This is a genomic window from Parafrankia sp. FMc2 (assembly GCF_041008525.1).
In the GTDB taxonomy this organism is placed as follows: Bacteria; Actinomycetota; Actinomycetes; order Frankiales; family Frankiaceae; genus Parafrankia.
On the sequence record NZ_JBFLUG010000022.1, the window covers coordinates 1 to 25,662 of the forward strand.

Sequence of the window (25,662 nt, forward strand, 5' to 3'; positions counted from 1 at the left end):
CCATCACGACCGTCACAGCCAGGAACAGTCCCAGGCCTGTCACTACCGATCGCGGTCACCCCGACGTGATCCGAACAAGAGACCAAGCAGCTGGCTCACCGCACGCACGTGCGGAAGACAGGGCTAGCCGCGCTGCGGGACCGGGGCCTGATCGAGACCGACACCGAGCCCGGTCTGCTCTCCGACCTGGTGTCGGTCTGGCTGACCCGGGCGGGGCGGGCCGCGGTCCGAGCCCACAACGGCACCCCTGCGCGGGCGAGCCGACCGCGCTGGGCACTGTCGGAATGGCTGTGGCGCCAGATGGCCGCCGTCGCCCGAACCGGCGAGGACGGACTGCTGTCCGACCAGCTCGCGACGACCGCTCATCTCTACCTCGACGCCGGTCACGCCCACCGGCGCGGCAACCGGCTCTATCTGCGCACCGTCTGCCGACACATCCCAGTGACCTACCGGCACCAGATGTACGGCACCGACCGGAGTACCGGTACCACCTCAACCTGCCCGCGCAGCCCGACCAGCCGTCAGACGACGCCTCCGCTTAGGGCCAATTTCCGTTCCGATCCTCCTCGACCCCCACATCGGTTTCGAGGCCGGACCTGCCTCCGCCATTGGGGGGAGCGGCGTCTCGTTCTTTCGGTGGGTCTCCGACGCCTGGGCTGTCTCTAGGCTGGGTGTGTGTTCACTACCGGCCTGCGCTCGCTCTGGGACGAGCCCCGCGCCGCGGACACGCCCGAACGGGTGTGGCTCGACCGGGTGCTGGTCGGCGTGGTGATGGTGGCGGCGTTGCTCGAAGGAACCCTCCGAGAGGACGTCACCTGGCGGCCGGTCGTGACGATCGTGACGGTCGGACTTGCGCCGGTGCTGCTATGGCGGCGTACTCACCCGTTGGTCTGCGTCGTGGTGGGCTTCGGCACCGGGATGGCGTTAGGACTGGCGAGCTGGCTGGGCGGGACCCCAGGCGTGGGCCTAAACACGATGATCTACATCCTGGTGCTCGTCTATTCGCTGGTCCGCTGGGGCTCAGGGCGTCAGATCGTGATGGGGCTGCTGGTGGTTGCGGTCGCCGCGGTGTTCAGCTTGGCGACCGACTACACCGGGCCAGCCGAGCTCTTCGGCGGGTTGGCGGTCCTGGCGGCGGCGGCAGCGGGCGGAGCGGCGTTCCGCTACCGCGCCGAGAGTCGGCGCCGGGCGCTCGACCAGGTCCGCAGCCAGGAGCGCGTCGGCCTCGCGCGCGAGCTGCACGACTCGGTCGCCCACCACGTCTCGGCGATCATTCTGCAAGCGCAGGCTGGCATGACGATGGCCGCGAAGCGACCTGAAGCGGCGCTCGAGGCGCTTGCGATCATCGAGGGGGAAGCGTCGCGGACGCTGGCGGAGATGCGAGCGATGGTCCGGGTGCTGCGTGACGGAGCGCCGGCGGAGTACGGTCCCCAGCCCGGCGTCGCCGACCTGGTGTTCCTCGCCCGCCGCGAACCGGACCCCGTCGTCGACGTGGAGTTGGCGGGTGATCTGGCCGGACTTCGGCCCCAGGTCGACGCCGCCGTGTACCGGATGGCGCAGGAGGCGCTGACCAACGCGCTGCGGCACGCCCGAAACGCCTCGCGTGTGGAGATCAGGGTCGTCGAGGGCGCAGGAAGGCTGCGGCTCCGCGTGACCGACGACGGCCAGATCGACCCGGCGCGGCCAGCGACCCACGGTTTCGGGCTGCTGGGGATGACCGAGCGCGTGCAGCTGCTCGGCGGCACGCTACGCGCTGGGCCGACGATCGAGGGCGGGTGGGCGGTCGACGCCGAGCTGCCGATGGAGTTGCCCCTATGACGACGCGCGTGCTGGTGGCAGACGACCAGGATCTGGTGCGCACCGGCCTGTCGATGATCCTTGACGCCCAGCCCGACATCGAGGTCGTCGGCCAAGCCGCCGACGGCAACGCCGCCGTCGAGCTGGCGCATCGGCTCCGCCCCGACGTGTGCCTGGTCGACATTCGGATGCCCGGGCTGGACGGCATCGAGGTGACCGAACTCCTCGCAGGGCGGGGCGTCGCGGACCCCATCGCGGTGGTGGTGATCACGACGTTCGACCTGGACGAGTACGTCCACGGCGCGCTTCGGGCCGGAGCCCGAGGATTTCTCCTCAAGGATGCCGGGCCAGAGTTGCTGGTGCAGGCTGTCCATGCCGCCGCCGTCGGCGATGCCCTGATCGCGCCGAACATCACCCGCAGGCTGCTGGCGACCCTTGCCGCGGGGGCCTCGTCGAAACGCCGTACCCAACCGATCGAGCCGCTCACCCAACGCGAGGAGGAGGTGCTGAAACTGGTCGCTGTCGGCCGCACGAACGCGGAGATCGCCGCCGAGCTGTTCATCAGCTTGACGACCGCCAAGACCCACGTCGCGAGCCTGCTGACCAAGATCGGCGCCCGGAACAGGGTCGAGCTCGCGATGTGGGCCTACGACACCGGCCGGGTGGGGCACTGAACCGAACCTGACGTACATGCACGACGACTGGTCCCGGCCGGGAGCGACCGAGGCCCACAACGAGCGCAGCGCCTTCGTCACCTTCTGTCCAGTGTAGGGACAGCGCGGCAGCGGCGGATCAGCCGAAAGCACGAGAGAGAGACCATCTCATCGGCCAGGCGAACTCCGGCCTCCGGGCCGGTGTGCCCGCCGCCGGGCTCAGCGATCGTGGACGTACCGATCCTCACCGACGACGGAGCCCATGATGAGAACGCGTCAACCCACCACCACACTGGAAGACCAGCCGATCCCGGTGAGAGCCAAACTCGCCGCGGCGTGGACCAGCTTCATGTTCCTGTACGCCTACGTGGACATTCTCAACTTCTTCACGCCCGGCGTCATCGAAGACATCCTCGACGGCAAGGTCTTCGAGTTCGACCTCTCCCAGACCTTTTCGACCACGGCGCTGACCCTGGTGGCCATCCCGATCCTCATGGTCGTGCTGTCGATGACGCTGCCCGCCCCGGCGACCCGCATCACGAACCTCATCGTGGCCTCGCTCTACGTTCCCGTCACGGCATTCAACGCGGTGGGCGAGTCCTGGCTGTACTTCTACGGCCTTGGCATCGTACTGGAACTGATCCTACTCACCCTCATCGTGCGGTACGCCTGGACCTGGCCCCGCACCGCACCGTCGGCGACCAGCCCGGACCGTGAAACCGTTCGCGCCCAGCAGCAAGCATGAACCCAAGAACGGTCCCCGTCCTGTTCGGGACGCGAATCCGGTCAGAACAGGGTGTCGCGCACTGCCGCGAGGTATTCGTGGAGACCGCGAGTACCCGGGGCGAACGGCCGGAGTTGCGGCGGGCGCTGGGGCTGCTGCGGGACTGGGACACCCTGGTGATCTACAAGCCCGACCGGGTCGCCCGTTCCATGAAGGAACTCCTGGTGCTCCTCGAGGACGAGCTGCACGCCCGCGGGATCAACCTCCACATCCTCACCGGCATCTGCGCAGGCCTGCACCGCCCGGCGGGGGCGACGATCGCGGACAAGATGCTGTTCATGGCCGCCGAAACGGAACGGGAACTGATCCGCGAGCGGACGTTGGACGGGCTGCGCGCCGCCGAGGCCGCCGGGCGGCGCGGCGGACGGCCGGTCCGGGTCGATGAGGACACCCTCGCGGTGGTGCAGGCCCGGCGGGCCCGGGGCGAGTCGGTCAGCGAGATCGCGCGGAGGTTGGGGGTCGGGCGCTCGACGGTGTACCGGGCCCTGCAACACCACGCACTCCCCGGCGTCACCTGGACCCGGACCCTGCCGGCATGGCAACGCCACCCCGCTAGATCATCGCTACCGCCAACGACTGCACCAGTCCTCCCCGACCCCCAAGTCCTGACCCGCGTCCAGGTGGGCACGGCGAACCTGACCGTCGCCCACGGAGCGGATCAGGGGCAGGTGAAGGTGGCGCGGTCGGGGACCCGATGACGCGTCTGTCAGTGGGGGGCTCGTGCGGCCGGCGTCGTGCCCGCCGCCGGTTGACTGCCGGCCGCCCCGACGCCCCATCGTTCTGTGCAGGCCTCCAGTCTGGCTAACGTGTGGTGCGGCATTCTGCGCTGGATGGACACCAATCAGGACACCAGTGCGGCCGGCGGCGTGGACGATGATCCCGCAGCCTGGCCCGACGACCGGATGGTCGACTACGCCGGGTTCTCGCGCCTGACGGGCCTGCGGACCGGCACGTTGCGGCACTACGGCACGAAGTCGAAAGGCCGGCCGGCCGAGCGGCGGCTGATCCCCGAGCCGGACGACCACGCACGCGAGCCGGACGGCTCGGCGATCGAGGCCCGGCCACGGTGGAAGGTCAGCACGGTCCGGGCGTGGATGGCCAGTCGCCCTGGCACTGGCCGGGCTGGTGTCAAACGCGGCCCGCGCAGGAGCACGTCGTAGTACGGGCCGGCCGGCGCCGTCCGCGGCTTTGGAGCGCACCACGTCGGCGCGGCGCTCCGCCGCCTGACTCTTTGGAGCGTTCCCGATTTTGTGGACAGTACTGACTGTGCTACACAAAGACCCGGTTCGTCAAATTTCTCCTCGAACTCGACAAGGGTGGGGTAGCCGATCGCGGAATGTATCCGCTGCCGGTTGTAGTAGATCTCGATGTATTCGAAGACTCCGGCTCGGACGCGGTCGATGGTGTCGAAGGGGCGGAGATGGATGAGCTCCTTCTTGAGGGTGGCCCAGAAGGATTCTGCGGCGGCGTTCCGGCCGACAGATCAACGCCAGGGCACCCGAGAGGCCGGTCGTAACAAGGGTCAGACCAGCGTGGCAGCGACAACATGATGCTCGCAGTCGAAACATATCCCGGTGCGGCCGACCGAGTTCCGGACGTTGTTGTCGCGGCAGAAGGCGACGAAGTCGTGGCCGGTGTTGCGACGACCGGTTGAGTTCGGTCTGTCCACGGAAGCGGGACCGCTCCACTTCGGCTGCATCATCGACGTGGGTGACGGCTCGTTCAAGATGGCCAACAGCGCAGGGACAATCATCCACAACTGGTGAGACAGATGTCCGGCTGCCGGCAGCCGGACGTCTCGAGGCGTTGAGCGAGGATGCCCCGGTTCAGGCCGGCTTTCTGCCAGACGTTCCGGCCGGGCTGGTCGAGGGTGCCGCACGCCGACCGGGTCATGGCCTTCACCCGCAGGTCTTCGACGCGGATCACGTCGTAATGTGCCTTTGAAGAAGCGAAGAACACCCATCTTCGCGCCGACCGCGGCCTTCCGGGTCAGGACGGTTGCCGGGCTTCGAGGTTGAGGCGGGCCTCGTAGCCGACGCAGCTGGTCATGAGCCGCATGGCGCCAGGCCTGATGGTGCCGTCGCAGGGAAGCGGGCGCGCGTCGGTGACTCTGACCCAGGCGAGGCCCGGACGCGCCGACAGCGGAACTGCCGTGACCATGGAGAAGGTGCCGTCCTCACGGACGGGGACCGGGCCGAGATCGATGTCGTCCTTCCCCGTCTGGACAAGGACGAGTCGGTGCCCGCCGTCCGACGAAAGCGCGCGCTCGCAGGCGTTGTCCTGGCTGGAGACCGTCAGCGGCTCGCCCAACGGTACCGACACCGGTTCCACGACCGGCCCGTCGCGCTGGCAGGGCCGGGTCTCGCCGCTGTTGTCCGCCGCCCCGCCCGTCCCCGCCAACAGCGCTACTGCCGCTCCCGCCACCAGTACGAAGGACGACGCCATTCCCAGTGGCAGCCATGCCCGGCGCCCACCCCACCAGCCCTGATTTCTCATCATTCTCGTTTCTAGCGCATGATTCGACGGACTGATACCGGAAATGTCTGATCAGCGGCGGGGGTGGACGCAGCGCCGGGTCGGTGCTGCGGGTACGGACAACCGCGGAGAGGACCTTGGCGACGGTGTGCTGATTCCGCCGGGGATCCACCGCGGTGAACGCGGCGGCCGCGGTCAGCGGTCCGCCCTGCGACACCGCCCGGGCCCGCACCGCACCATCGCTGCTCCCCGGGTACACCCGGTTCGGCGGATGCCAGATTCCCGCCCCCACCGCCCCCACCGGCACCGCTGTCCCCGCCCGTGCCGCCGGGCGATGGCGGAGCCGGCAGCAGGTCGGCCACGGACCCGCCGATGTCGTTGATCCGCCGGACGAACGGACGGTGGTCGCCGTACCGCACCACGGTCAGCGAGCAGGGATCGACCGTGATCCGGTGGTACATGTCGAGGTGCATGCCCAGCGCGTCGGCGACCACGGTGCGGATCACATCGCCGTGCGAGCACAGCAGCCAGGTCGCGTCGGGGCCGAGCCGCTCGTTCCACTCGCGCACCGCGGTCACCCCGCGGGCCTGGGTGTCACGCAGCGCCTCCCCGCCCGGGAAGGTCACCGCGCTCGGCTGGCTCTGCACGATCTTCCACAGCGGTTCCTTGGCCAGGGCGGCAAGCTCCTTGCCGGTCCAGTCGCCGTAGTGGCACTCCCCCACCCGGTCGTCGGTGACGACGTCCTGGGTGCCGCCCGGGGCCGCGGGGCCCTCCGGCCGACGGCCCGCGATCGCCTGGGCGGTCTGGTGGCAGCGGTCGAGCGGACTGGACACGATCGCGGCCAGCGGGATCCCGACGAGGCGTTCGGCCAGCGCCGAGGCCTGCGCGCGGCCCCGGTCGTCGAGGCCGACCCCTGGGGTCCAGCCGAGCAGGATCTTGCCGGTGACCTCGGTGAGACCGTGTCGCACCAGCAGGACGGTGGTCAACCCAGACTTCCCTTCACCCATGCACAGCAGACGGGGCGGGCGCCCACCAGGCGACACGGTCGGACACACGAGCCGTCCTCGTCGGCCGTCCCGCCCGGCCGACGAGGGTCGGACTGGCATGGTGACCAGGTCGGACGTGCCCGTGAGGGCGTCCACGCACCACGGTGACGGCGCGTGATCAGACCACCCGGGGACCACCCACCGCACCACGCTACCGAGCAGGCGCACCCGGGACTGTCGGAGGCGTCGTTACGCTTCGGCCATGCCCGAAGATGCCGTCGACATCCCGCTTGCACCCACCTCCGCGCCTGGGGACCGGGGCGCGGCACCCGATGACGCGGCAGTCTTCGCGGCGTTCTGCGACGCGGGCCTGTGGCCCGGGCTGGGGCGGACGACCGCCGGCCGGCTCGGCGAGGCGGGTATCGAATGCCGTGAGCAGGTGGACCTGGCCCGGCTGTCCGCCGTCCCCGGAGTGTCCGGGCCGCGGGCTCGCCGCCTGCTCGACAGCTTCCGCGCGGCGGAGCCGGCCTATGCGGCGGTGGAGCTCCTCGTCGCGGCCCGGATGCCGGCGCGGCTGGCCCGCGGGCTTACCGACGCCCTCGGTCCGCAGGCCGCCGAGGCGCTGCGCGCCGACCCGTGGTCCCTGCTCGACGGCGGCACGGCCGAGCTCGGCGACGCCGACCGCTTCGCCCGCCACTTCGGGCTCGACCGCGGTGACCCGCGGCGCGGTCCGGCAGTCGTCACCCACCTGCTCGGCCGCGCCGCCAGCCGCGCGGGCGACACCGCCGCGCCGGTCGAGGACGTGACCCGCGCCACAGCCCGCGAAGGAGTCGCCGATCCGGCGGAGGCGCTGACCGCCGCGCTCGACACCGGCCGCGCGGTGCAGGTCGACGACCGCGTCGCGCTGGAGCGGTACGCGATGGCCGAGCAGGCGGTCGCCGACGGCGTGGAACGCCTCCTCGCGACCGCGGAGCCGCTGCGACCCGGCGCGGACGGGCCGTCGCGGCGGGCCCGCCGCGACGGCGGTGACGGCGGTGACGGAGCCGGGCCAGCGGCCGCGCCGCCGCCTCCGCCTCCGCCGGCGACCATGTCGATGTTCGACGACACCGATGACACCGACGCCGAGCCCGAGGACGGCGCCCGGTCGGGAGATGACGAACCGGGCGCCCTCGACGGTCGCGGCCCCTCGGCAGGTGGCGACGCGGCGGGCGGGGATGCCGCCGACCCCGGTGCCGAGGCTGACCGTGCCGTCGCCGGCCTGGACGAGGTCCAGCTCCTGGCCGCGCGCACGGCGCTGGAGGTCGGCGTCAGCGTGCTGACCGGCGGTCCGGGCACGGGCAAGAGCCGGACGGTCGCAGCGGTCGTCCGGCTCGCCGAGGCTGCCGGTGTGGAAGTGGCGCTCGCCGCCCCGACCGGGCGGGCCGCCAAGCGGCTCGAAGAGCTGTGCGGTGCGCCGGCGAGCACCCTGCACCGCCTGCTGGGCGCTCAGGGCCGCGGCGGCGGTTTCAGCCGGGACGAGCACAACCCGCTCGACGCCGACCTCGTCGTCGTCGACGAGACATCCATGCTCGACGCCGAGCTCGGCGCCGCCCTCCTGGACGCGTGCGCCGACGGCACCCATCTGCTGTTGGTCGGCGATCCCGCCCAGCTACCCAGTATCGGCCCCGGTCAGTTGCTCGCCGATCTGCTGGAGTCCGAGACCGTCCCGGTGACGGAGCTGACCCGGCTCTACCGGCAGGCGGACGGCGGCGCGATCGCGACGATGGCCGCGGCGGTCCGCCACGGTGAGCTGCCGCCCCCGCCGCCGGGCCCGGGCCGCGAGGTGGTCGTCGTGCCCGCGCGTTCGTCGGGCGAGGCCGCCCACCGGGTGGTCCAGCTCGTCAGCGACTCGATCCCGCGTGCGCTGGGCATCCCGTCGGCCGAGGTCCAGGTCGTCACGCCGGTGCACGGCGGGCCGGCGGGGACGACCGCGCTGAACACCGCGCTGAAGCGGACGCTCAACCCCGGTCCCGGCGAGGTCTCCGGCTTCGACGTCGGTGACCGGGTCGTGGCGACGGCGAACCATCTCGACCTGGGGTTCGCCAACGGCGAGATCGGCGTCGTCGTGGCGCTCGGCGAACGCGGTGGGCTACGGGTGGCCTTCCCCGGCGGCGAGCTGGACATCCCGTCCCACGGTGTCGTCGACCTCCGACACGGCTGGGCCGTGACGGTCCACCGCGCCCAGGGCAGCGAATGGGCCGCAGTGGTCGGTGTCTTCCCGCCGGAGGCCGGGCGGATGCTGAACCGGCCGCTGATCTACACGGCGATCACCCGGGCGCGCAGCCACCTCTCCGTCGTGTCGGTGAACGGACCGGCGCTGCGCGCGGCCGTCCGCGACGCGGGTGGGCGGCGCCGGATGACCCTGCTGCCAGCGCTGCTCGCCGGCGGCTCCGCGGATCCGTTCGGTCTGGCCGACGACATCGACGACATCGACGACGAGGACGAGATCGGTGCGGCCGGGAGCCACGGCGGTGAGCTGACCGACAGGCTCACCGCGGCGGCCGCCCCGGCTCCCGCCAGCACGTGACAGGACAGTGATGAGACGACTGACGCTCCGTACACCGCCCCACGGCAAGATCGCGTGCCGTGCGCATGGGTAGCGTGCGGGTGGTGAGCGCAGACGACCTGCCAGCCGGTCAGGTCGGGGAACCGTCCTCGGCACCGGAGGACCCGGGCACTCCCCCGCGGGAGCCACGGCCGACCCAGCCCGGCGGCGCCGAACCCACGGGGGCACGGGCACCGATGCCGCGCACGCCGCCGGATGTGCCGGATCTGACAGCTCGGCCGGATTCGCCGGATCTGTCGGACGCACCGAGACGGCTCCGCCAGGACGCGTCGCCGGATCCGTCCGGTGACCCTGCGTCGCTGGTCGAGCGGGTCGCCATGCCGGCGTCGACGGCCCGGGCCCGCGATCCGCTGGCCGCCGAGCAGGTCCCGATCGAGCGGGCGGGCCCGGGGAAGCAGGTGGTGCCGGTCCACGAGGTCCCCGCCCCCGCCCCCGCGGACGGCCCTGAGGCAACGGGACCGGCCAGCCCGGCGGAACCGACCCCGGCGGAGCGGTCCGGGGAGGTGCGGAACTCCGAGGGGACTGCGCGCCCGCAGGCGGCCGCGTGGAGGCATCGCCTGGCGGTCGACGGAACGCGCGCGGGGCGCTGGGTCGTCACCGTGGCGCCACAACTGTTCCTCGCGGGGACGCTGCTGGCGGTCGCGATCGGCGCCGTGCTGCGGTTCGCCACACCGAGCCATCTGTGGCTGGACGAGTCGCTGACGGTCGGCATCGCCTCACGTTCTGTGCCGGACCTGTTGCAGGCATTGCGCCACGACGGGTCACCACCCCTGTACTACCTGCTCCTGCACGGGTGGATCACCCTGTTCGGCGACGGCGACATCGCCGTACGGTCGCTGTCGGGCGTACTCTCCCTGGCCACGCTCCCGCTGGCCTGGCTCGCCGGCCGTTTCGTGGGCCGCGCCGCGGCCTCGCTCGGCAACGGCGGGCCCACCACCGAGCACCGGGTCGGTCTCGCGGCTCTGCTGCTGTTCGCCTGCTCGCCGTACGCGATCCGGTACGGCAGCGAGACGCGGATGTACTCGCTCGTCGTCCTGCTGGTCCTGGTGTTCGGGTTCGCGATCGTGCGGGCGCTTGACCGCTCGAGCCTGCCCCGCCTCGCCCTGCTGACCCTCGCGACGGCCGCACTGGTCTACACGCACTACTGGACGTTCCTGCTGGTGTTCACCGTCGCCGCGTTCCTGCTCGTGCAGGCGCGGCGGCGGCGGACCTACCAGCGCCCGGCACTGCGGGCGTTCGGGGCGATGGCGGCCTCCGCGGTGCTGTTCGCACCCTGGATGCCGGTGTTCCTGTTCCAGATGCTGCACACCGGCACGCCCTGGGCGCCCCGGGTGCAGGCGCAGGTGCTGCTCGACACCGTCTTCGACTGGGCCGGGCCGCAGTCGACCGGGGCCCTGCTGGGCATCATCCTTCTCGGCGGCGCCCTGATCGGGCTCACCGCCAGGCCGCTGGGCCGCGAGCTGCACGTCAAGATCTCCGGCCGGTCCCCTGGGCGGTACCTGGCCGCGATCTGGCTGGTGCCACTGCTCCTGGCCTACTTCGTCAACATGTTCGGCGGCAGCGCCTACGCCGAGCGGTACACCGGCATCGCGCTGCCGGCCTGCCTGCTGCTGGCGTCGCTGGGGATCGCGCAGGTTCCCGTACACCGGGCGTTCGCGGCGGTGCTCGTGGCCGCCTCGGTCAGCGGTCTGCTGGGCGGGTACCAGCTCGCCCGCACCGAACGGACGCAGGCCGGCGAGATCGCCGACCGGATAGCGCGGATCGCCCGCCCGGGCGACGTCGTCGCCTACTGCCCGGACCAGCTGGGTCCGGCGGTACACCGGGCGATCGTGCGCCGGGGGGACATCGACGTGCGGGAGATCGTCTACGCGGACGAGACCGGCCCGGCGCTCGTCGACTGGGTCGACTACGCCGACCGGATGAAGCGTGCGAACGGCACCGCCTTCGCCGCCGAGGTCAACGAGCTCGCCGGGCCGGACCATGCCGTCCTGCTCGTTCGCGCGGACGGGTACCGCTTCCTCGAGGGCGCCTGCGCCGTGCTCTCCGACCAGCTCGCGGCCCTGCGCGACCGCGCGCTCCAGGTGGAGAAGCGCAACCTCTACGAGGGTGCGTCCCTGGAACGGTTCTCGACGCTGCGCTGATCACCCGCCGCAGCGCACACCGCCAGCACCAGCAGCGCCATCGGCAGCGTGTAGTGGTTGAAGAAGGTCTGCTTGTTCATCAGGTCCAGGGCCAGCAGCACCAGGGCGGAGCCCGCGCAGAAGCCGGCGGCTCCGCCACGGGCCCGCCAGGCCAGCAGGTAGCTGAGGGCCAGCACGACCGCGGTCACCCCGAATCCGAGGGTGATCCCGAAGTGGTGGGCCCAGCCAGGGACGGAGAGCGAGTGGTCCAGCACCTGGTAGTCGAGATTCGTGCGCACGGCGTCGTCGAAGAAGTCCCGCGGGGAGGCGACCACCCAGGGCAGGACGGCCACCAGCCCGAGGCCGGCCGCCCAGAGCGCCCGGCGCGGCCCGAACGCCGGCCAGCAGGCGGCCAGCGGGAGCACAAGGGCCACGTGCTGCTTGCTGGCCAGCGCGAGCGCGAAGGCCACCACGGCCAGCCGGGTACGCCCGGTCGTGACCGCCCAGACAGTCCCCGTCAGCAGGAGCACGAGGAGCGGTTCCGTCCACGACTGCTGGAGGGCGTACATCGACTCCGGGAACACGGTGACCAGCAGCGGGAGCACGGGCGCGACGGTCAGGGCCCACGGCGGCGCCGCTGCGGGCCCACCGTCACCCGCGGGTTCGCCGCCACCGGGCTCGCCGGCACCGGGTGCGGCGCCGCCGGGTGCAGCGCCGCCGCGGGCCTCGCCGGCTGGGCGACCCGCGACGACAGCACGCGCCGCGACGGCCGCCAGGACCAGTGCCAGCAGCAGGCCGTAGCGAACGTCCCCGAAGACCCACCGGAACGGGGCGAGCAGCAGCGAGGTGCCGGGCAGGTAGGGGTAGACGTCGAACAGGCCCCCGGCGGTGTAGGTGGCCCGGTCCGGACCCCACTGCTGGCGGTACATGTTCTCGCCCCGGGCGAGACCGGAGGTCGACACCTGCAGCAGGTGGAACACATCGATGCGCGGCCGCGGCGCGGCGATGACCGTGGCCACCCCCGCGGCGATGGCGAGCCCGAGCACCCCCCGGAACACGCCGTCCCCCGCCCACCAGGAGCCGCCGAGCCAGCGGCCGCGACGATCGGTGCCCCCCGGGCGCGCGCGTCGCAGGAACGAGCCGAGGAGGGCCGCGGCCGCCAGGGCACCGGCGAGGGCGGCGAGGACATCCGCGGCGAGCGCTGCCGGGCCGGTGGCGTAGTACCGCGGGTGCCGCACGACCGGGCCGACCGCGACCACGACAGCACACAACGCGACCGCCACGCGGCCACTCGCCGCCGCGGCCGGCCTCGCCCAGCGACCCCGGCGCTCGGCGGGCCAGCCGAGGGCGACAGTGACCGCGGCTGCCCCGAACAGGACCGCGGCAAGGGCCAGCGGGCTGTACCGCCCGTCGGACAGACTGATCCCCACCGCGGTCCCGCACCAGCCCAGCAGGAGCAGATCGACCCGCAGTCGTCGAGACGCGCTGCCACGCCGCACGGTGCCAGGCGGTGCGGGTGCGTCGGCGGGCGGTGTGGGACCGGTGCCACCCGGGGCGGCGCCGCGGGCCGCGCCGGAACGGACGGGCCGGCGGGTCGGCTCGGCCGCCGGCGGCTCGCGGGGGTCGGGCAGAGCGCGGGACATGTCCGCACGATCCCAGAGCGCCCCGCGTCGGCGAGCCACCGACCTTACCGGGCCCGCGTCGGGTCGCGGCCTTCCCGCTCGCTGCGAACGCCTGGGAACCGCTGCGGTGGCCCGGCGCCGGGGGGTCCGGTGAAGCGACGGTAACAACCATGCGAGACTGCCCCGGAGGCCGGATGCGAAGGTTCCGGCACCGGGAGGGGTTCCGTCAGCCGCGGGCGTGAAACATGCCGCAGGCCTGCCCCTACTGACCACGGACGATGTCGTTGAGGAGAGGTCCGGCACAGTGACCGAAAAGCCAGAGGTAGTCGTCATCGGAGCCGGGCCGGCCGGTCTGTCCGCCGGCTGGGAACTGATGAAGCGGGAGATCCCCGTGACGATTATCGAGGGTGACTCGGTAGTCGGTGGAATCAGCCGTACGGCCCAGCGGGACGGCTGGCGGTTCGACATCGGCGGCCACCGCTTCTTTACCAAGGTCCCCGAGGTCGAAAAGCTGTGGCACGAGATCCTGCCGGATGAGGACTTCCTGCTCCGGCCGCGATCCAGCCGTATTTACTACAAGGGGAAGTTCTTCGACTACCCCCTGAAGGCCGGCAACGCGCTGGGTAACCTCGGTGTTCTCGAGGCGGCCCGCTGCATCGGCTCGTACGCGGCGGCCCGGGTGCGCCCGCCCAAGGACCAGTCGGACTACGAGAGCTGGCTGGTCGCCCGCTTCGGCTGGCGGCTCTACCGCACCTTCTTCAAGACCTACACGGAGAAGCTGTGGGGCGTGCAGGTCAGCGAGATGCCGTCCGACTGGGCCGCCCAGCGGATCAAGAGCCTCTCCATGAGCAACGCCATCATCAACGCGGTGCTGCCGAAGCGGAACCAGAAGGAGATCACCTCCCTCATCGAGGAGTTCCAGTACCCGAAGTTCGGGCCGGGAATGATGTGGGAGACCGCCGCCGACAAGATCACCAAGCAGGGCGGGCGGATCATCTTCGAGGAGAAGGTTCGCAAGATCCACCACGAGAACGGGCGTGCCACCGGCGTCACCACGGTGGTCACGGGCGGCTACGGGCCCGGCGCCGGGGCGCCCGAGTCGTCCCGCAGCGACCTCGGCACCGAGTACCAGTACACCGGCGACCACTTCATCTCGTCGATGTCGTTCTCCTCGCTGGTGCGCGTGATGGACCCGCCGGTCCCGCCGCGTGTTCTCGCCGCCGCGAACGCGCTCAAGTACCGCGACTTCCTGACGGTGGCGCTGGTCGTCCCCGAGTCCGCCGGTTTCCCGGACAACTGGATCTACATCCACGCCCCGGACGTGAAGGTCGGCCGCATCCAGAACTTCGCGTCATGGTCGCCGTTCCTGGTGAAGGACGGCAAGACCTGCCTCGGGCTCGAGTACTTCGTCTTCGAGGGTGACGAGATGTGGAACTCCTCGGACGAGGACCTGATCGCCCTCGGCACCCGGGAGCTGGCGAAGCTCGGCCTGGTCGGATCGGCCAAGGTCGAGGCCGGTTACGTCGTGCGGATGCCCAAGGCCTACCCGTACTACGACATGGACTACAAGAAGAACGTCGACATCATCCGCGGGTGGCTCGAGGACAACACGCCGAACGTCCACCCCGTGGGCCGTAACGGCATGCACCGCTACAACAACCAGGACCACTCGATGCTGACCGCGATGCTCACGGTCGAGAACATCATCGACGGCAAGTCCCACGACGTCTGGGAGGTGAACGTCGAGGAGGATTACCACGAGGTTTCCTCCACGAAGCGCGCCTAGACCGCGGGCGCGCGGTTGTGATCCCACCTCCGGTGAGGTGGGATCCGGATGTGTTCCGCGCACCCGGCGTGGCCGGTGCGCGCCTGGGCGCGTCATCCTGAGCGCGTCGACGTTCACCCGCAGCAATGTGCCCGCGAGCGCGGGCCGGCCGGCCGCCCTGCGCGGAACGGCCGGTCCGCCCCGCGGCCCCTGGCACCGAAGGGACAGACCGTGACCGACGTCGCGGTGCGGCCGGCGGAAAACACGCCCGAGCCGGTCGACAGGGCCGGCGCGCGGCCCGGCCGCGAGGAGCGGATCTTCCGGGCCGCACTCGTACTGATCATCACCGCGGCGGTGGTGCTGCGTTTCGTCGCCCGCCAGCCGCTCTGGCTGGACGAGGCGCAGAGCGTGGCGATCGCCCGCCTCCCCCTCTCCGGGACCGGCCCGACCATGTGGGACGGGCTGCTGGAGGACGGCTCGCCACCCCTCTACTACATCCTCCTGCATCTGTGGACGTCCGTTCTCGGGGACGGCACGGGAGCGGTGCGGGCCATGTCCGCGGTGATCAACCTCGGCTCGGCGGTGCCGCTGTACTACCTCGGCCGCCGGCTGGTCGGCCAGCGGGCGGCGAAGGTCGCGGTGGTGTTCTACCTGACCTCGCCGTTCGCGCTGTACTTCGGCACCGAAACGCGGATGTACAGCCTCATCGTGCTGCTCACCACGCTCGGCGGCCTGGCCCTGGAGCGGGTGCTGCGGGAGCCGCGCGCGAAGAACATCGCCGCGCTGGCCCTCTGCTCCGGCTGCCTCGCGCTCACCCACTACTGGTGCCTCTACCTGCTGGTCACCGTCGGCGCGTGGCTGATCGGCCTGGTCTTCCTGCGGCGGCGGCTCGCGGCGGCGCGGGCGGTGCGCGACGCGCGCTCCACCCGCCCCGGCGGGCGCGCGCGTGGCGGGCACCGGCCGGGCTCGGTCCGCGCCCCGCGCCCCGCGGCGACGGCTGTCAGTCCGGTGCCGTCCAACGGCACGCCGGCCGCAGGGCTGGCGGAGACCGCCGACCAGTGGGCTGGCGGCCGGCACCCGGCCGAGGTCCTCGCCGACACGGTGGACGCTTCCGGACGGACGGTGCCGCCCTGGTCCCCGCGCGGTCCGCTGGCGGGGATCGTCGGGATCGTCGCCGGCGGCCTGGTGTTCGCGCCCTGGCTGCCGAACTTCTTCTCCCAGCTCGCGCACACCGGCACGCCCTGGGGTGAGCCGGCGACCTTCGCGGCCGTCAGCCACGCCTACGGCCAGTGGGCCGGCGGGCCGACCACCCTCGGCCGTCTGCTGCTGTTCCTGATCACCGGCCTGGTCGCCGCGGGCATCGCCGGGCGCCCGCTCGGCGGCCGGTTCCTCCTGCTCGATCTGAAGGGGCTCGAGCCGGGGCGCACCCTGTTCCTCCTCGCCACCGGGACACTGATCGTCGCCGTCGCCGCCGGCAAGGCCGTGGGCAACGCCTGGGCCGACCGCTACACCGCGACGGCCTTCGTCCCGTTCCTGCTGGTGGTCGGGCTCGGCGCGACCATGCTGGCGGATCGGCGCGTGTTCCACGGTGTGCTCGCCATAGCCGCGCTGGCCGGTGTTGTCGCCGGCACGAGCGACGTCCGGCGGGAGCGTTCCCAGGCCGGCGAGGCCGCGGCTGTCCTCACCCGGCTGGCCAGCCCCGGGGACATCCTGCTGGTGTGCCCGGACCAGCTCGGACCCGGGCTCGCACGCACCGTCCCGTCCTGGCTCAAGGTGTACGTGGTGCCGACCTACGCCGGGCCGGACCGGGTGAACTGGGTCGACTACGAGGAACGGAACGAAGGTGCCAACGGGGTCGCGTTCGCGGAGCGGGCGCTGGCCGAGGCGGGGACCAACACTGTCTTCATGGCCGGCTCGGGCGCCTACCGGACCTACGAGGAGTTGTGCACCCAGGTCCGGACGACCCTGCAGGAGCGGCGCCCGAACGCCGACGAGGTGATGGAGCAGGGCCTGCCGACGCGGGTCTACGAGAACTACGCCCTGCTGCGCTTCCGAGCGTCGTGACCGAGCCCGGACCACCGGGCGCTGCCGGGGGAGGTTCCTGGTTCGAGACCGCTCGGCCTGCGCGCCCGGACCGACGCCGCCCCGCCCCGCCGCAACCGCAACCGCAACCGATGCCGACACCGCACGGGGGCACCGGGGCGGCGATCTCGGACGCACCTGCGCCGGGGGCGCCAGAGCGGCAGGTGCCGGACGGCACGGTGCCGCCGGAACGCGCGGCCGCGCCGGCCCCCCGTCCGGCACCTGCCAGCGCGCTCCTTCCCGCGGCGGGCGAGGTACCGGTGGCCGGCGCGGGACGAGGGAGGGCGGGCCGGCATGCCAGCGGCGCCTCCGCCCCCGCTTCTGCTCCCGCCCTCGAACGCGGAGCCGCGGCGGCGGCGGGTGCCTGGGCTCGGCGCTGGTACTTCCGGGAGATCCTGGTCGCCTGGCTCGCCGCCCGGGTGGTGGTCGGAGCCGCGCTGGGCCTGACCCGTTTCCTCGCCGACAGCGTCCGGGAGGACAACGCCGCCGGGCTGGAGACGACGGGCCTGCTCGGCTGGGATGCCGGCTGGTACCTCACCATCGCCGAGCACGGGTACGAGGCGTCCGGGGACGAGAGCCGCCGTTTCTTCCCCCTGCTGCCCCTGCTGGTCCGGGTGTTCACGGTCCTGCCGGGCCTGGGCGGTCACAGCGGCGCGGTGTTGGTGGTGCTGGTCAACGTGCTGGCGCTCGGGTTCGCGTTGGCGCTGGTCGGCGTGGCGCGTACGGAGGGTTTCGGTGAGGACGCGATCCAGCGGCTGATCTGGATCTCAGCGCTGGCACCGCCCGCCTTCGTCCTGGTGATGGGTTATGCGGAGGCGCTGGCCGGGCTGCTCGCCGCCGCCGTGATCCTCGGGGCACGCAGCCGCCGCTGGGAGATCGCGGCCGCCGCCGGGCTACTCGGCGGCCTGTGCCGGCCGCTGGGCCTGTTGCTGGCCATCCCGGTGGCGATCGAGGCGGCCCGGGGGCTGCGCCTGCCGCTGACTGGCAGGCTCGGGGCGGCGGGGGCACCCGGGCCGCTGGTCCGTCCCGTGGCGGCCGGCGGGCCGACCGGCCGGGAGATGCTCAGCCGGTTCGCTGCGGTCATCGCCCCGGTTGTCGGCGCCGGTGTGTATCTGATGTGGTCCGCCTCGGCGCACGGGGACGGGCTGGCCCCGCTCACCATGCAGCGGGACGCGGCACGGCACGGCAGCACGGGCAATCCGCTCGCGACCATCATCGACGCGGCCCGCGGAGCGACGACCGGCGAGCTCGGCACGGCCCTGCACGTTCCCTGGCTGCTGCTCGCCGTGGCGGCCCTGGTGGTGATGGTCCGTACCCTGCCGGTGTCGTATGCCGTGTGGTCCGGGCTGGTGTTCGCGGCCGTGGTCACCGGCAGCAATCTCGACTCGTCCGAGCGCTACCTGTATGGCGCCTTCCCGTTCCTGCTGGTGGCCGCCATGGCCACAGCTCGCCGCGAGGCGTGGAATCTGGTGATCACGGTTTCGGCAGCGGCGATGACCGTCTATGCCACGCTGGCGTTCACGCTCTCCTACGTCCCCTGACCCGTCCCCCGGCCAGGGGCCCGTCCCCGGCATGTGCCCGGCGCGGCCTGCTGACCCGCGGCCGGTTGACCCGCGGCCGGTTGATCCGCGACCTCCCGATGATTGTGTGGCCGCGATGCGGCCACACTCTTGTGCGCGATCGGCCGCTACGCCAAGGTTTCCCCTCAGGAGACCCGGCGTTCACAGACCCACCGGGGCCGCGGCACCGATCCGCGGGCGCCGGTGCGGACGTCCGCGCACGGGAGGACCGCCGGCGCGTTGGGCCGGCGCAGCGGGAGGTGCACGCGTCTTGGCGGACAGGGATCTCGAGTACCAGAAGCTGACCATGCCCCCGGGTACCGACCGGCGGACCGCGGTCGCGATCCTCACTCTGCACGCCGAGTTCGGCGACTGGGAGCTCGACCGCTCCCGGATCCACCCCGATGGGACCCGCCGAGTGGTGCTACGTCGGCGGCGCCGACCGGGCGGCCTTCCCGGATATCTGCCCACCTGAGTTCGCCCGGTCGCTCCCGGCCGCCCGCTGGCCGCGGCTGCCCGGCGGTGGCGGCACGCTGCCCTGGTTCCGATGGGTACAACACGTCCTGTTCGGTGTGCCGCCCGCCTGCGTGACAGCGGCGTCCCGTGACGTGAGTATCGCCACGATCTCCCTTCCGCTACGCGGCGGAAGATGGTGAGGCGGACGGACCGTGAACCACTCCGTCAGACACCCTTCGGCATGTGGGGAGCGATTGTGACCGCTACGAGCGACGGGCACCAAAAGCATCGGGTCGTGATCATCGGCTCGGGTTTCGGCGGGCTGTTCGCCGCCCAGGCGCTGCGCCGCGAGCCCGTCGAGGTGACTGTCGTCGCTAAGACCACACATCACCTGTTCCAGCCACTGCTTTACCAGGTTGCGACGGGCATCCTTTCCGAGGGCGAGATCGCCCCGGCGACCCGTGAGGTGCTGCGCCGCCAGCAGAACGTGCGGACCGTTCTCGGCGAGGTCACCGGTATCGACCTCGCCGAGAAGACCGTGACGTCGAACCTGCTGGGGCGCACGGAAGTGCAGCCATACGACAGCCTGATTGTCGCGGCCGGCGCCGGTCAGTCCTATTTCGGGAACGACCACTTCGCCGAGCACGCCCCGGGCATGAAGAGCATCGACGACGCGCTGGAGCTGCGCGGGCGGATCTTCGGCGCCTTCGAGGTGGCCGAGACCTCGCCCGACCCGGCCGACGCCGCGCGCTACATGACCTTTGTCGTGGTCGGTGCCGGCCCGACCGGTGTGGAGATGGCCGGTCAGATCGCCGAGATGGCGCATCGGACGCTGCGCCACGACTTCCGGCACGTCGACACCACCAAGGCCCGGATCATTCTCCTCGACGCCGCGCCGACCGTGCTCGGCACCTTCGGGGAGAAGCTGGCCGCCAAGGCCACCGCGAAGCTGGAGAAGATCGGCGTCGAGATCCAGCTCGGCGCCCGGGTCGTCAATGTCGACTCCCGCGGCATCGACGTCGAGGACTCCGACGGCACCCGGCGCCGGATCGAGTCGGTCTGCAAGATCTGGGCCGCCGGCGTCGCCGCCAGCCCGCTCGGCAGGCAGCTCGCCGAGCAGTCCGGCGCGGTCCTCGACCGGGCCGGCCGGATCCAGGTGCAGCCGGACCTGACCCTGCCCGGTCACCCCGAGGTGTTCGTCGTCGGGGACATGGCCACCCTCGACCGGCTTCCTGGTGTGGCCCAGGTCGCCATCCAGGGTGGCAAGTACGCCTCGAAGACGATCGCCACCCGGTTGCGCGGCGGCCCGCCGATGCGCAACTTCGAGTACAAGGACAAGGGCAGCATGGCCACGATCTCGCGCTTCAGCGCGGTGGCCAGCATCAAGGGCGTGCAGCTCAGCGGGTTCCTGGCCTGGCTGATGTGGCTCGCCGTGCACCTCGTCTACATCATCGGGTTCAAGCACCGGGTGACGACCCTGCTGCACTGGACGGTGAGCTTCATCGGCCGCGGTCGGTCGGAGCGGACCGTCACCCAGCAGCAGATCTTCGCCCGGTCTGCGCTGCAGCGCCTCGGGGAAGGCTTCATGCCGACCCTGCCCGACGACTGGGCCTCCCGCGGCCCGTCCGCGGTGACCCGCCCGGCAGCGCAGCCGGGGGCCGTCCCCACGGCCCGGAAGGCGGGAACGGACGCGCCCCGTCTCACCCCGGACGGCACGCCGTCCGGGGGCGCGGCCTCGGGCAGCACCTCCACCGGCACCGCCTGACCACGGGCGCGGGCCGGACGGATCCGTCCAGCAGGCCCGGCCCCGGAGCCGAGCGCCCCGGAGCCGGGCCTGCTGCCGTCCGGGCTCGGGCCCCCTGACCGTCCTGCCCGCCGGTGACCGCCGCTGCCCGCGCAGCGGCGGTCAGGCTCCGGTCAGGACGAGGCGAGGAAGCGGTCCAGCACGCGGACACCGAACCGCAGGGCGTCGACGGGCACCCGCTCGTCGACGCCGTGGAACATCCCCGCGAAGTCGAGGTCGGGCGGCAGCAGCAGCGGCGAGAAGCCGAAGCAGCGGATGCCGAGACGGGAGAACGACTTCGCGTCGGTGCCGCCGGAGAGCATGTAGGGGACGGCGCGCGCCGCCGGGTCCTCCGCCCGCAGCGCCGAGGCCATCGCGTCCACCAGCGGCCCGTCGAACCCGGTCTCCAGCGCCTGGTCGTTGACCACCCACTCGCGCCGCACCTCCGGCCCGAGAAGCTCGTCGACCTGGCGCAGGAACTCCTCCTCCTGGCCGGGCAGGTAGCGCCCGTCCACGTAGGCGGTGGCCTCCCCGGGAATCACGTTCACCTTGTGGCCGGCCGCCAGCTGGGTCGGGTTCACCGTGTTGCGGATCGTCGCGCCGACCATGCGGGCGATCGGACCGAGCTTCGCGATCGTGCTCTCGATGTCGCCCGCGTCGAGCTCGATGCCCAGTGCCTCGCCGATCGAGTCGAGGAACACCCGCACCGTGGGCGTGACGACGATCGGGAACTGGTGACGGCCCAGCCGGGCCACCGCCTCGCACAGCTTGGTGACGGCGTTGTCCTCGCTGAGCATCGACCCGTGGCCCGCCCGCCCGGCCACGGTGAGCTTCATCCAGGCGATGCCCTTCTCGGCCGTCTCGATGAGGTAGAGCCGCAGGTCGTCCGAGACCGTGTAGGAGAACCCACCGACCTCGCTGATCGCCTCCGTGCAGTCGGCGAAGTGGTCGGGGTGGTTGTCGACCAGCCAGCGCGCCCCGAGGGTGCCCCCGGCCTCCTCGTCGGCCACGAAGGCCACCACGAGGTCACGCGGCGGACGACGGCCGGAGCGGGCCATGTCACGCACGACCGCGAGGGTCATGGCGTCCATGTCCTTCATGTCGATGGCGCCCCGCCCCCACAGACAGCCGTCGAGCTCCTCACCGGCGAAGGGGTGCACGCGCCAGTCCGTCGGGTCGGCCGGGACGACGTCCAGATGGCCGTGGATCAGCAGCGGTGAGCGGGACGGATCAGAGCCCTCCAGCCGGGTCACGACACTTGTGCGGCCCGGGGCGGACTCGAGCAGGACCGGCTCCAGGCCCACCTCGGCCAGCTTCTCCGCCACGAACTCGGCGATCGGCCGCTCGTGACCGTCGCCGTTCCCCCGGTTGACGGACTCGAACCGGAGCAGATCCCGACACAGGTCCACCACCTCGGACTCGGCCGTCAGCGCCGCGCCGGCGCTTGCCGCCTGCCCCGCGGCGGCCGCCGGCCGGTTCTCGGCGGCGGCAGGGACGTCAGGGGGATCGAGGGACGCGTTTGCCATGACTCCAGTCTGCCCCTCCGGCCATGCGTTCATCGGAGCAGGGACGTAGCGTCGCCACGAGGCGTTCCGCACCGGTTTCCGGCCTGTGAACGATCCGTGATGGCCCGGCACGCCACCTGGTAGGAGGACCCGACCGGCAGGAGGACCCGCCATGACCGTGTACCGATGCCCGCGCGCAGACCTTGGCTGCGCCGCGGTCTTCCCGACCACCGGCGACCTTGACTACCACCTGAACCTGGCACACGGCTACGGACGACTCCAGCGGTTCTTCGCCAGCATGACGAAAACGACGACACTCCCGGTTGGGCCGAAGCCCGTCCGACGGGTCCCGGACGGGCTCGAAGGCGGTTCCGGGACACTCACCACCGCACAGGTACACCACCCGGACACCAGAGTCGTGGAGCGGGGCGGGCCAGCCCGGTGAGCACTCCTGCGGGCCCGCGGTGAACGGTACCGCGGCGCAGGCGAACCGTCGCCCCCACGGACCGCACCCGCAGGAAGCCGGTCCACACCCCCACCAATTCCCCGAGGGCGTCCGCCGCCCGCGCACCCGAAGGAAATCGGGAAATACCGCGGCCCCAAATTCCCCCAACACACACCCGCAAAGATTCTTTGTTTGGCATGGCCTGCCGAGTGGCAGGCCCCCTGCTGGTGCGGGGCCGCCGCACAGGAATTTGATCCATGGGGGAACTATGGGAAAGTCCGCACCACGTAGAATTCTCGTTCTTGTTGCGACGGGTGCCACCGTCGCGGCTCTCGGCCTGGGTCCGGGCGCGGTTTCCGCGCAGGCCTTCTGGGACGACAAGGGCCACCACGAGCAGTACGGCAAGGACAAGTGGGAGAAAGACCGCTGGGACAAGGACCACCGGAAGGACGACAAGTGGGAGAAGGACGAGTGGAAGAACGACAAGTGGGAGAAGGACAAGTGGGATAAGGATCGTTGGGACAAGGACAAGTGGGAGAAGGACCGCTGGGACAAGGACAAGCGGGGCAAGGACGACTGGAACTGGGACTGGAACTGGTAGTCCGCTGACCAGGCAGGTTCCACACAGCTGAAGCCGGCCGGGGAACGGAATGAGGTGGCGACCGGCTCGCCCCGGAGGTCGCCACCGTTCCGCGGAGGCCGACGTTTCCGTTCCCCGGCGTCAGGTGATCAGCTCACCGACGCCCCAGGCCAGCACCATCGCGAGTCCCGCACAGATCTCCACCAGGAGCCCGACGCCGAAGGCGAGCGTCGCCGCCCAGGTGGACGCCGCGGCCTGACCGGGGTCGCGCAGGCGGGCGAGTTCGGCCAGATAGATCCCGGCGAGGCCACCGACGAGCAGGCCGATGACAGGCACGACAAAGAACCCGATCACAGCGCAGACCGCGCCGACGAGCATCGTCCCGAACGGTGCCCCCGCGGCGGAGGCGGCGCGCCCCGGCAGCACGTACTTGGCCAGCGACCCCACAACGAACAGCGCGCTGATGACCGCGAGCACCAGCCAGCGCGCGGCTCCGCCACCGTCCGCGATCGTCCACCACACCGCGGCGCCCCAGACGACCAGCAGGCCCGGAAGCACGGGCACCAGGACTCCGACGAGGCCGAGAGCCATGACCAGGGCGACCGCGAACAGCTCCACGCCGCTCATGGCGATGACCTCCCGACACCGGCCCGCCTCCGCGGCGGTGGGCCGCTCGCGCTCCGCCCTCGTGCCCCGCCCCGGTTCGGGGCGCCGACACCCGCTCCGCCCGAAAATACCCCCCGCCGTGGCTCCCGACCGCCGATCAGGCCGGACTCTCCTGGACCTCGCCGTCCGCCACGGTGAGCCGGCGGGTCACCCGCACGGCCTCGAGCAGGCGCCGGTCGTGGGTGACCAGCAGCAGGGTCCCCTCGAAACCCTCGACGGCCTGCTCCAGCTGTTCGATGGCGGGCAGGTCCAGGTGGTTGGTGGGCTCGTCCAGCACCAGACAGTTCACCCCGGCGCCCTGCAGCAGGGCCAGCGCGGCCCGGGTGCGCTCGCCAGGCGACAGCGACGCGGCGGGCCGCGTCATCTGATCCGCCCCGAGCCCGAACTTCGCGAAAAGTGTGCGGACGTCGGCGGCCGTGCCTCCGGTGGCCTTCTCGGCGACAGTGGCCGCCGTCGCCTCCCCCCGGAAGCGCGACCGGGCCTGGTCGATCTCGCCGAGGAGCACCCCCGAACCGAGCATGTGCCGCCCCGCGGTCAACGGCTGGCGGCCGAGCAGCGCGGCCAGCAGCGTGCTCTTGCCTGCTCCGTTCGGGCCGGTGATCACCACCCGGTCGGCCCAGGCGACGGTGAGGTCCACCGGCCCGAGCCGGAAGCCCGGCCGCTCGACGACGGCGCCGGACAGCGTGGCCACCACATCGCCCGAGCGGGGGGCGGTGGCGATGGACATCCGCAGCTGCCACTCCTTGCGCGGCTCTGCGACCGCCTCCCCACCGCTCTCCAGGCGTTCGAGCTGGGTCTGCAGCGAGCGGACCCGGCCAGCGCTCTTGGTGGCCGCCTCGATCCGTGCACCGCGGGCGGAGCGGTCCGCGTCCGGCGCGCGCCGCTTCGCCCGCACCGCTCCGCGGACCGACTGCTCACGCTGGCGTTGGACCTGCGAGACGAGGTCGGCCCGGCGGTCGGCGAAACGCTCGTACCGCTCCCGGGCCTGCCGGCGGGCGAGCCCGCGGGCCTCCAGATAGGCGTCCCAACCACCGGCGTACCGGGTGACGGAGTGCTGGTGCCGGTCGATCTCGGCGACCGCGTCGATCGTCCGGTCCAGGAACTCGCGGTCGTGGCTGACGACGACGAGTGCGCCCGGCATCTGCGTGACGTACTGCTCGAGCCGCTCCAGGCCGTCGAAGTCGAGGTCGTTGGTGGGCTCGTCCAGCAGGGTGATGTCGAAGCGGGAGAGCAGGACGCTCGCGAGCGAGCCACGCGCCGCCTGGCCGCCGGAGAGCGTGGCCGTCGGGCGGTCCAGCGACCCGGCGGGCAGGCCCAGCTCGGCGACGACCTGCTCGGCCCGGTGGTCCAGGTCCGCGGCGCCGAGCGCCAGCCACCGTTCCAGGGCCTCGTTGTAGCGGTCGTCGGCGCCGGCGACCGAGTCGGACAGGTCCGCGGTGGCCCGGTCGAGGGCTTCCTGGGCAGCCGTCACGCCGGTCCGGCGGGCCAGGTACTGCCGGAGGGTCTCGTCCTGGCGGCGGTCGGGCTCCTGGGGCAGCAGGCCGACGGCAGCGGTGGGCGGCGAGAGGTCGACTCGGCCGCTGTCCGGCGGCACCTGGCCGGCGAGGGCCCTCAGCAGGGTCGACTTGCCCACCCCGTTCGGCCCGACCACGCCGAGACGGTCACCGGGCACGACAGTGAGCGAGATCCCCGCCAGGACGACGGCGCCGCCGCGCAGCACAGTCAGATCGGACGCGACAAGAGTGGCGGACATGGGTCCAGTGTCGCCGGGGGCCGTAC

Annotated in this window: 21 protein-coding genes and 2 pseudogenes; 15 read left to right on the top strand and 8 right to left on the bottom strand. The window is 72.0% G+C overall.

Annotated elements, in window-relative coordinates; genetic code table 11:
- The first annotated feature begins 675 nt into the window (after positions 1–675).
- The 5 genes from AB1460_RS10500 (at position 676) to AB1460_RS10520 (ending at position 4,394) form a co-directional block, all read left to right on the top strand.
- A complete protein-coding gene (locus tag AB1460_RS10500; RefSeq protein ID WP_368960664.1) occupies positions 676–1,818 on the top strand; it encodes a sensor histidine kinase in 1,143 nt (380 codons plus the stop codon).
- Entirely contained in the window at positions 1,815–2,471 is a 657-nt protein-coding gene (locus AB1460_RS10505) for a response regulator (protein WP_368960665.1), read from the top strand. The genes AB1460_RS10500 and AB1460_RS10505 overlap by 4 nt, the downstream gene beginning before the upstream one ends.
- Positions 2,472–2,715: 244 nt before the next feature.
- On the top strand, positions 2,716–3,195 hold the full coding sequence (locus AB1460_RS10510; RefSeq protein WP_368960754.1) for a DUF6326 family protein: 480 nt from the start codon (positions 2,716–2,718) through the stop codon (positions 3,193–3,195).
- A complete protein-coding gene (locus AB1460_RS10515) occupies positions 3,192–3,932 on the top strand; it encodes a recombinase family protein (protein ID WP_368960667.1) in 741 nt (246 codons plus the stop codon). The genes AB1460_RS10510 and AB1460_RS10515 overlap by 4 nt, the downstream gene beginning before the upstream one ends.
- A 132-nt stretch (positions 3,933–4,064) precedes the next feature.
- Positions 4,065–4,394, top strand: coding sequence for a hypothetical protein (locus AB1460_RS10520; protein WP_368960668.1), 330 nt, complete (start codon positions 4,065–4,067; stop codon positions 4,392–4,394).
- A 146-nt stretch (positions 4,395–4,540) separates the two neighbouring features.
- Here the strand turns inward: AB1460_RS10520 and AB1460_RS10525 are convergent.
- Positions 4,541–4,693, bottom strand: a pseudogene (locus AB1460_RS10525) (IS3 family transposase); the annotation flags it as partial.
- A 115-nt stretch (positions 4,694–4,808) separates the two neighbouring features.
- Between AB1460_RS10525 and AB1460_RS10530 the strand changes: the two are divergent.
- The gene (locus AB1460_RS10530; protein WP_368960669.1) at positions 4,809–5,000 is read left to right on the top strand and encodes a hypothetical protein; all 192 of its coding nucleotides are present in this window, start codon (positions 4,809–4,811) and stop codon (positions 4,998–5,000) included.
- A 31-nt stretch (positions 5,001–5,031) separates the two neighbouring features.
- Here the strand turns inward: AB1460_RS10530 and AB1460_RS10535 are convergent.
- The 3 genes and pseudogenes from AB1460_RS10535 to AB1460_RS10545 all read right to left on the bottom strand — a co-directional run.
- Positions 5,032–5,166 (bottom strand): annotated as a pseudogene (locus AB1460_RS10535) (RNA-guided endonuclease TnpB family protein); the annotation flags it as partial.
- A 57-nt stretch (positions 5,167–5,223) separates the two neighbouring features.
- A complete protein-coding gene (locus AB1460_RS10540; protein ID WP_368960671.1) occupies positions 5,224–5,733 on the bottom strand; it encodes a hypothetical protein in 510 nt (169 codons plus the stop codon).
- An 8-nt stretch (positions 5,734–5,741) separates the two neighbouring features.
- Positions 5,742–6,695 (bottom strand): histidine phosphatase family protein, encoded by a 954-nt coding sequence (locus AB1460_RS10545; protein WP_368960673.1) that lies wholly within the window; start codon positions 6,693–6,695, stop codon positions 5,742–5,744.
- A gap of 262 nt (positions 6,696–6,957) precedes the next feature.
- Between AB1460_RS10545 and AB1460_RS10550 the strand changes: the two genes are divergently transcribed.
- The gene (locus AB1460_RS10550; protein ID WP_368960675.1) at positions 6,958–9,261 is read left to right on the top strand and encodes an AAA family ATPase; all 2,304 of its coding nucleotides are present in this window, start codon (positions 6,958–6,960) and stop codon (positions 9,259–9,261) included.
- A gap of 356 nt (positions 9,262–9,617) precedes the next feature.
- On the top strand, positions 9,618–11,441 hold the full coding sequence (locus tag AB1460_RS10555) for a glycosyltransferase family 39 protein (protein WP_368960756.1): 1,824 nt from the start codon (positions 9,618–9,620) through the stop codon (positions 11,439–11,441).
- Here AB1460_RS10555 and AB1460_RS10560 read toward each other — a convergent pair.
- Complete coding sequence (locus tag AB1460_RS10560; RefSeq protein ID WP_368960677.1) at positions 11,399–13,063, bottom strand: glycosyltransferase; 1,665 nt, start codon at positions 13,061–13,063, stop codon at positions 11,399–11,401. The genes AB1460_RS10555 and AB1460_RS10560 overlap by 43 nt on opposite strands.
- A 283-nt stretch (positions 13,064–13,346) precedes the next feature.
- Here AB1460_RS10560 and AB1460_RS10565 point away from each other — a divergent pair, with 283 nt between their 5' ends.
- The 5 genes from AB1460_RS10565 (at position 13,347) to AB1460_RS10585 (ending at position 20,669) form a co-directional block, all read left to right on the top strand.
- Positions 13,347–14,828, top strand: a complete 1,482-nt coding sequence (locus tag AB1460_RS10565; RefSeq protein ID WP_368960679.1) for an NAD(P)/FAD-dependent oxidoreductase — start codon at positions 13,347–13,349, stop codon at positions 14,826–14,828.
- A gap of 210 nt (positions 14,829–15,038) precedes the next feature.
- Positions 15,039–16,871, top strand: coding sequence for a glycosyltransferase family 39 protein (locus tag AB1460_RS10570; RefSeq protein WP_368960681.1), 1,833 nt, complete (start codon positions 15,039–15,041; stop codon positions 16,869–16,871).
- A 182-nt stretch (positions 16,872–17,053) separates the two neighbouring features.
- Positions 17,054–18,430 carry a mannosyltransferase family protein gene (locus tag AB1460_RS10575; RefSeq protein ID WP_368960683.1) on the top strand — a complete coding sequence of 459 codons (1,377 nt, stop codon included), beginning with the start codon at positions 17,054–17,056 and terminating at the stop codon, positions 18,428–18,430.
- A gap of 289 nt (positions 18,431–18,719) precedes the next feature.
- Positions 18,720–18,923 (top strand): DUF5703 family protein, encoded by a 204-nt coding sequence (locus AB1460_RS10580; protein ID WP_368960684.1) that lies wholly within the window; start codon positions 18,720–18,722, stop codon positions 18,921–18,923.
- Positions 18,924–19,145: 222 nt separating this feature from the next.
- Positions 19,146–20,669, top strand: coding sequence for an NAD(P)/FAD-dependent oxidoreductase (locus AB1460_RS10585; RefSeq protein ID WP_368960686.1), 1,524 nt, complete (start codon positions 19,146–19,148; stop codon positions 20,667–20,669).
- Between the two features lie 152 nt (positions 20,670–20,821).
- Here AB1460_RS10585 and AB1460_RS10590 read toward each other — a convergent pair whose 3' ends face one another.
- Positions 20,822–22,213, bottom strand: coding sequence for a M20/M25/M40 family metallo-hydrolase (locus tag AB1460_RS10590; protein ID WP_368960688.1), 1,392 nt, complete (start codon positions 22,211–22,213; stop codon positions 20,822–20,824).
- Positions 22,214–22,364: 151 nt separating this feature from the next.
- On the opposite strand from AB1460_RS10590, the gene AB1460_RS10595 reads away from it, so the two are divergent.
- Both AB1460_RS10595 and AB1460_RS10600 read left to right on the top strand, forming a co-directional pair.
- Complete coding sequence (locus AB1460_RS10595) at positions 22,365–22,637, top strand: hypothetical protein (RefSeq protein ID WP_368960689.1); 273 nt, start codon at positions 22,365–22,367, stop codon at positions 22,635–22,637.
- Positions 22,638–22,905: 268 nt separating this feature from the next.
- Positions 22,906–23,238, top strand: coding sequence for a hypothetical protein (locus AB1460_RS10600; RefSeq protein WP_368960691.1), 333 nt, complete (start codon positions 22,906–22,908; stop codon positions 23,236–23,238).
- Positions 23,239–23,358: 120 nt separating this feature from the next.
- On the opposite strand, the gene AB1460_RS10605 is transcribed toward AB1460_RS10600, so the two are convergent.
- Both AB1460_RS10605 and AB1460_RS10610 read right to left on the bottom strand, forming a co-directional pair.
- Complete coding sequence (locus AB1460_RS10605; protein WP_368960692.1) at positions 23,359–23,844, bottom strand: DUF456 domain-containing protein; 486 nt, start codon at positions 23,842–23,844, stop codon at positions 23,359–23,361.
- A 136-nt stretch (positions 23,845–23,980) separates the two neighbouring features.
- A complete protein-coding gene (locus AB1460_RS10610) occupies positions 23,981–25,636 on the bottom strand; it encodes an ABC-F family ATP-binding cassette domain-containing protein (RefSeq protein ID WP_368960694.1) in 1,656 nt (551 codons plus the stop codon).
- Between the last annotated feature and the right edge of the window lie 26 nt (positions 25,637–25,662).

Bases quoted from the DNA above. Each gene is read 5' to 3' on its own strand.
- AB1460_RS10590 (WP_368960688.1), bottom strand. From the start codon at position 22,213: ATGGCAAACGCGTCCCTCGATCCCCCTGACGTCCCTGCCGCCGCCGAG.
- AB1460_RS10600 (WP_368960691.1), top strand. From the start codon at position 22,906: ATGGGAAAGTCCGCACCACGTAGAATTCTCGTTCTTGTTGCGACGGGT.
- AB1460_RS10595 (WP_368960689.1), top strand. From the start codon at position 22,365: ATGACCGTGTACCGATGCCCGCGCGCAGACCTTGGCTGCGCCGCGGTC.
- AB1460_RS10540 (WP_368960671.1), bottom strand. From the start codon at position 5,733: ATGATGAGAAATCAGGGCTGGTGGGGTGGGCGCCGGGCATGGCTGCCA.
- AB1460_RS10585 (WP_368960686.1), top strand. From the start codon at position 19,146: ATGTGGGGAGCGATTGTGACCGCTACGAGCGACGGGCACCAAAAGCAT.
- AB1460_RS10510 (WP_368960754.1), top strand. From the start codon at position 2,716: ATGAGAACGCGTCAACCCACCACCACACTGGAAGACCAGCCGATCCCG.
- AB1460_RS10515 (WP_368960667.1), top strand. From the start codon at position 3,192: ATGAACCCAAGAACGGTCCCCGTCCTGTTCGGGACGCGAATCCGGTCA.
- AB1460_RS10550 (WP_368960675.1), top strand. From the start codon at position 6,958: ATGCCCGAAGATGCCGTCGACATCCCGCTTGCACCCACCTCCGCGCCT.
- AB1460_RS10505 (WP_368960665.1), top strand. From the start codon at position 1,815: ATGACGACGCGCGTGCTGGTGGCAGACGACCAGGATCTGGTGCGCACC.
- AB1460_RS10560 (WP_368960677.1), bottom strand. From the start codon at position 13,063: ATGTCCCGCGCTCTGCCCGACCCCCGCGAGCCGCCGGCGGCCGAGCCG.
- AB1460_RS10610 (WP_368960694.1), bottom strand. From the start codon at position 25,636: ATGTCCGCCACTCTTGTCGCGTCCGATCTGACTGTGCTGCGCGGCGGC.
- AB1460_RS10605 (WP_368960692.1), bottom strand. From the start codon at position 23,844: ATGAGCGGCGTGGAGCTGTTCGCGGTCGCCCTGGTCATGGCTCTCGGC.
- AB1460_RS10520 (WP_368960668.1), top strand. From the start codon at position 4,065: ATGGACACCAATCAGGACACCAGTGCGGCCGGCGGCGTGGACGATGAT.
- AB1460_RS10555 (WP_368960756.1), top strand. From the start codon at position 9,618: ATGCCGGCGTCGACGGCCCGGGCCCGCGATCCGCTGGCCGCCGAGCAG.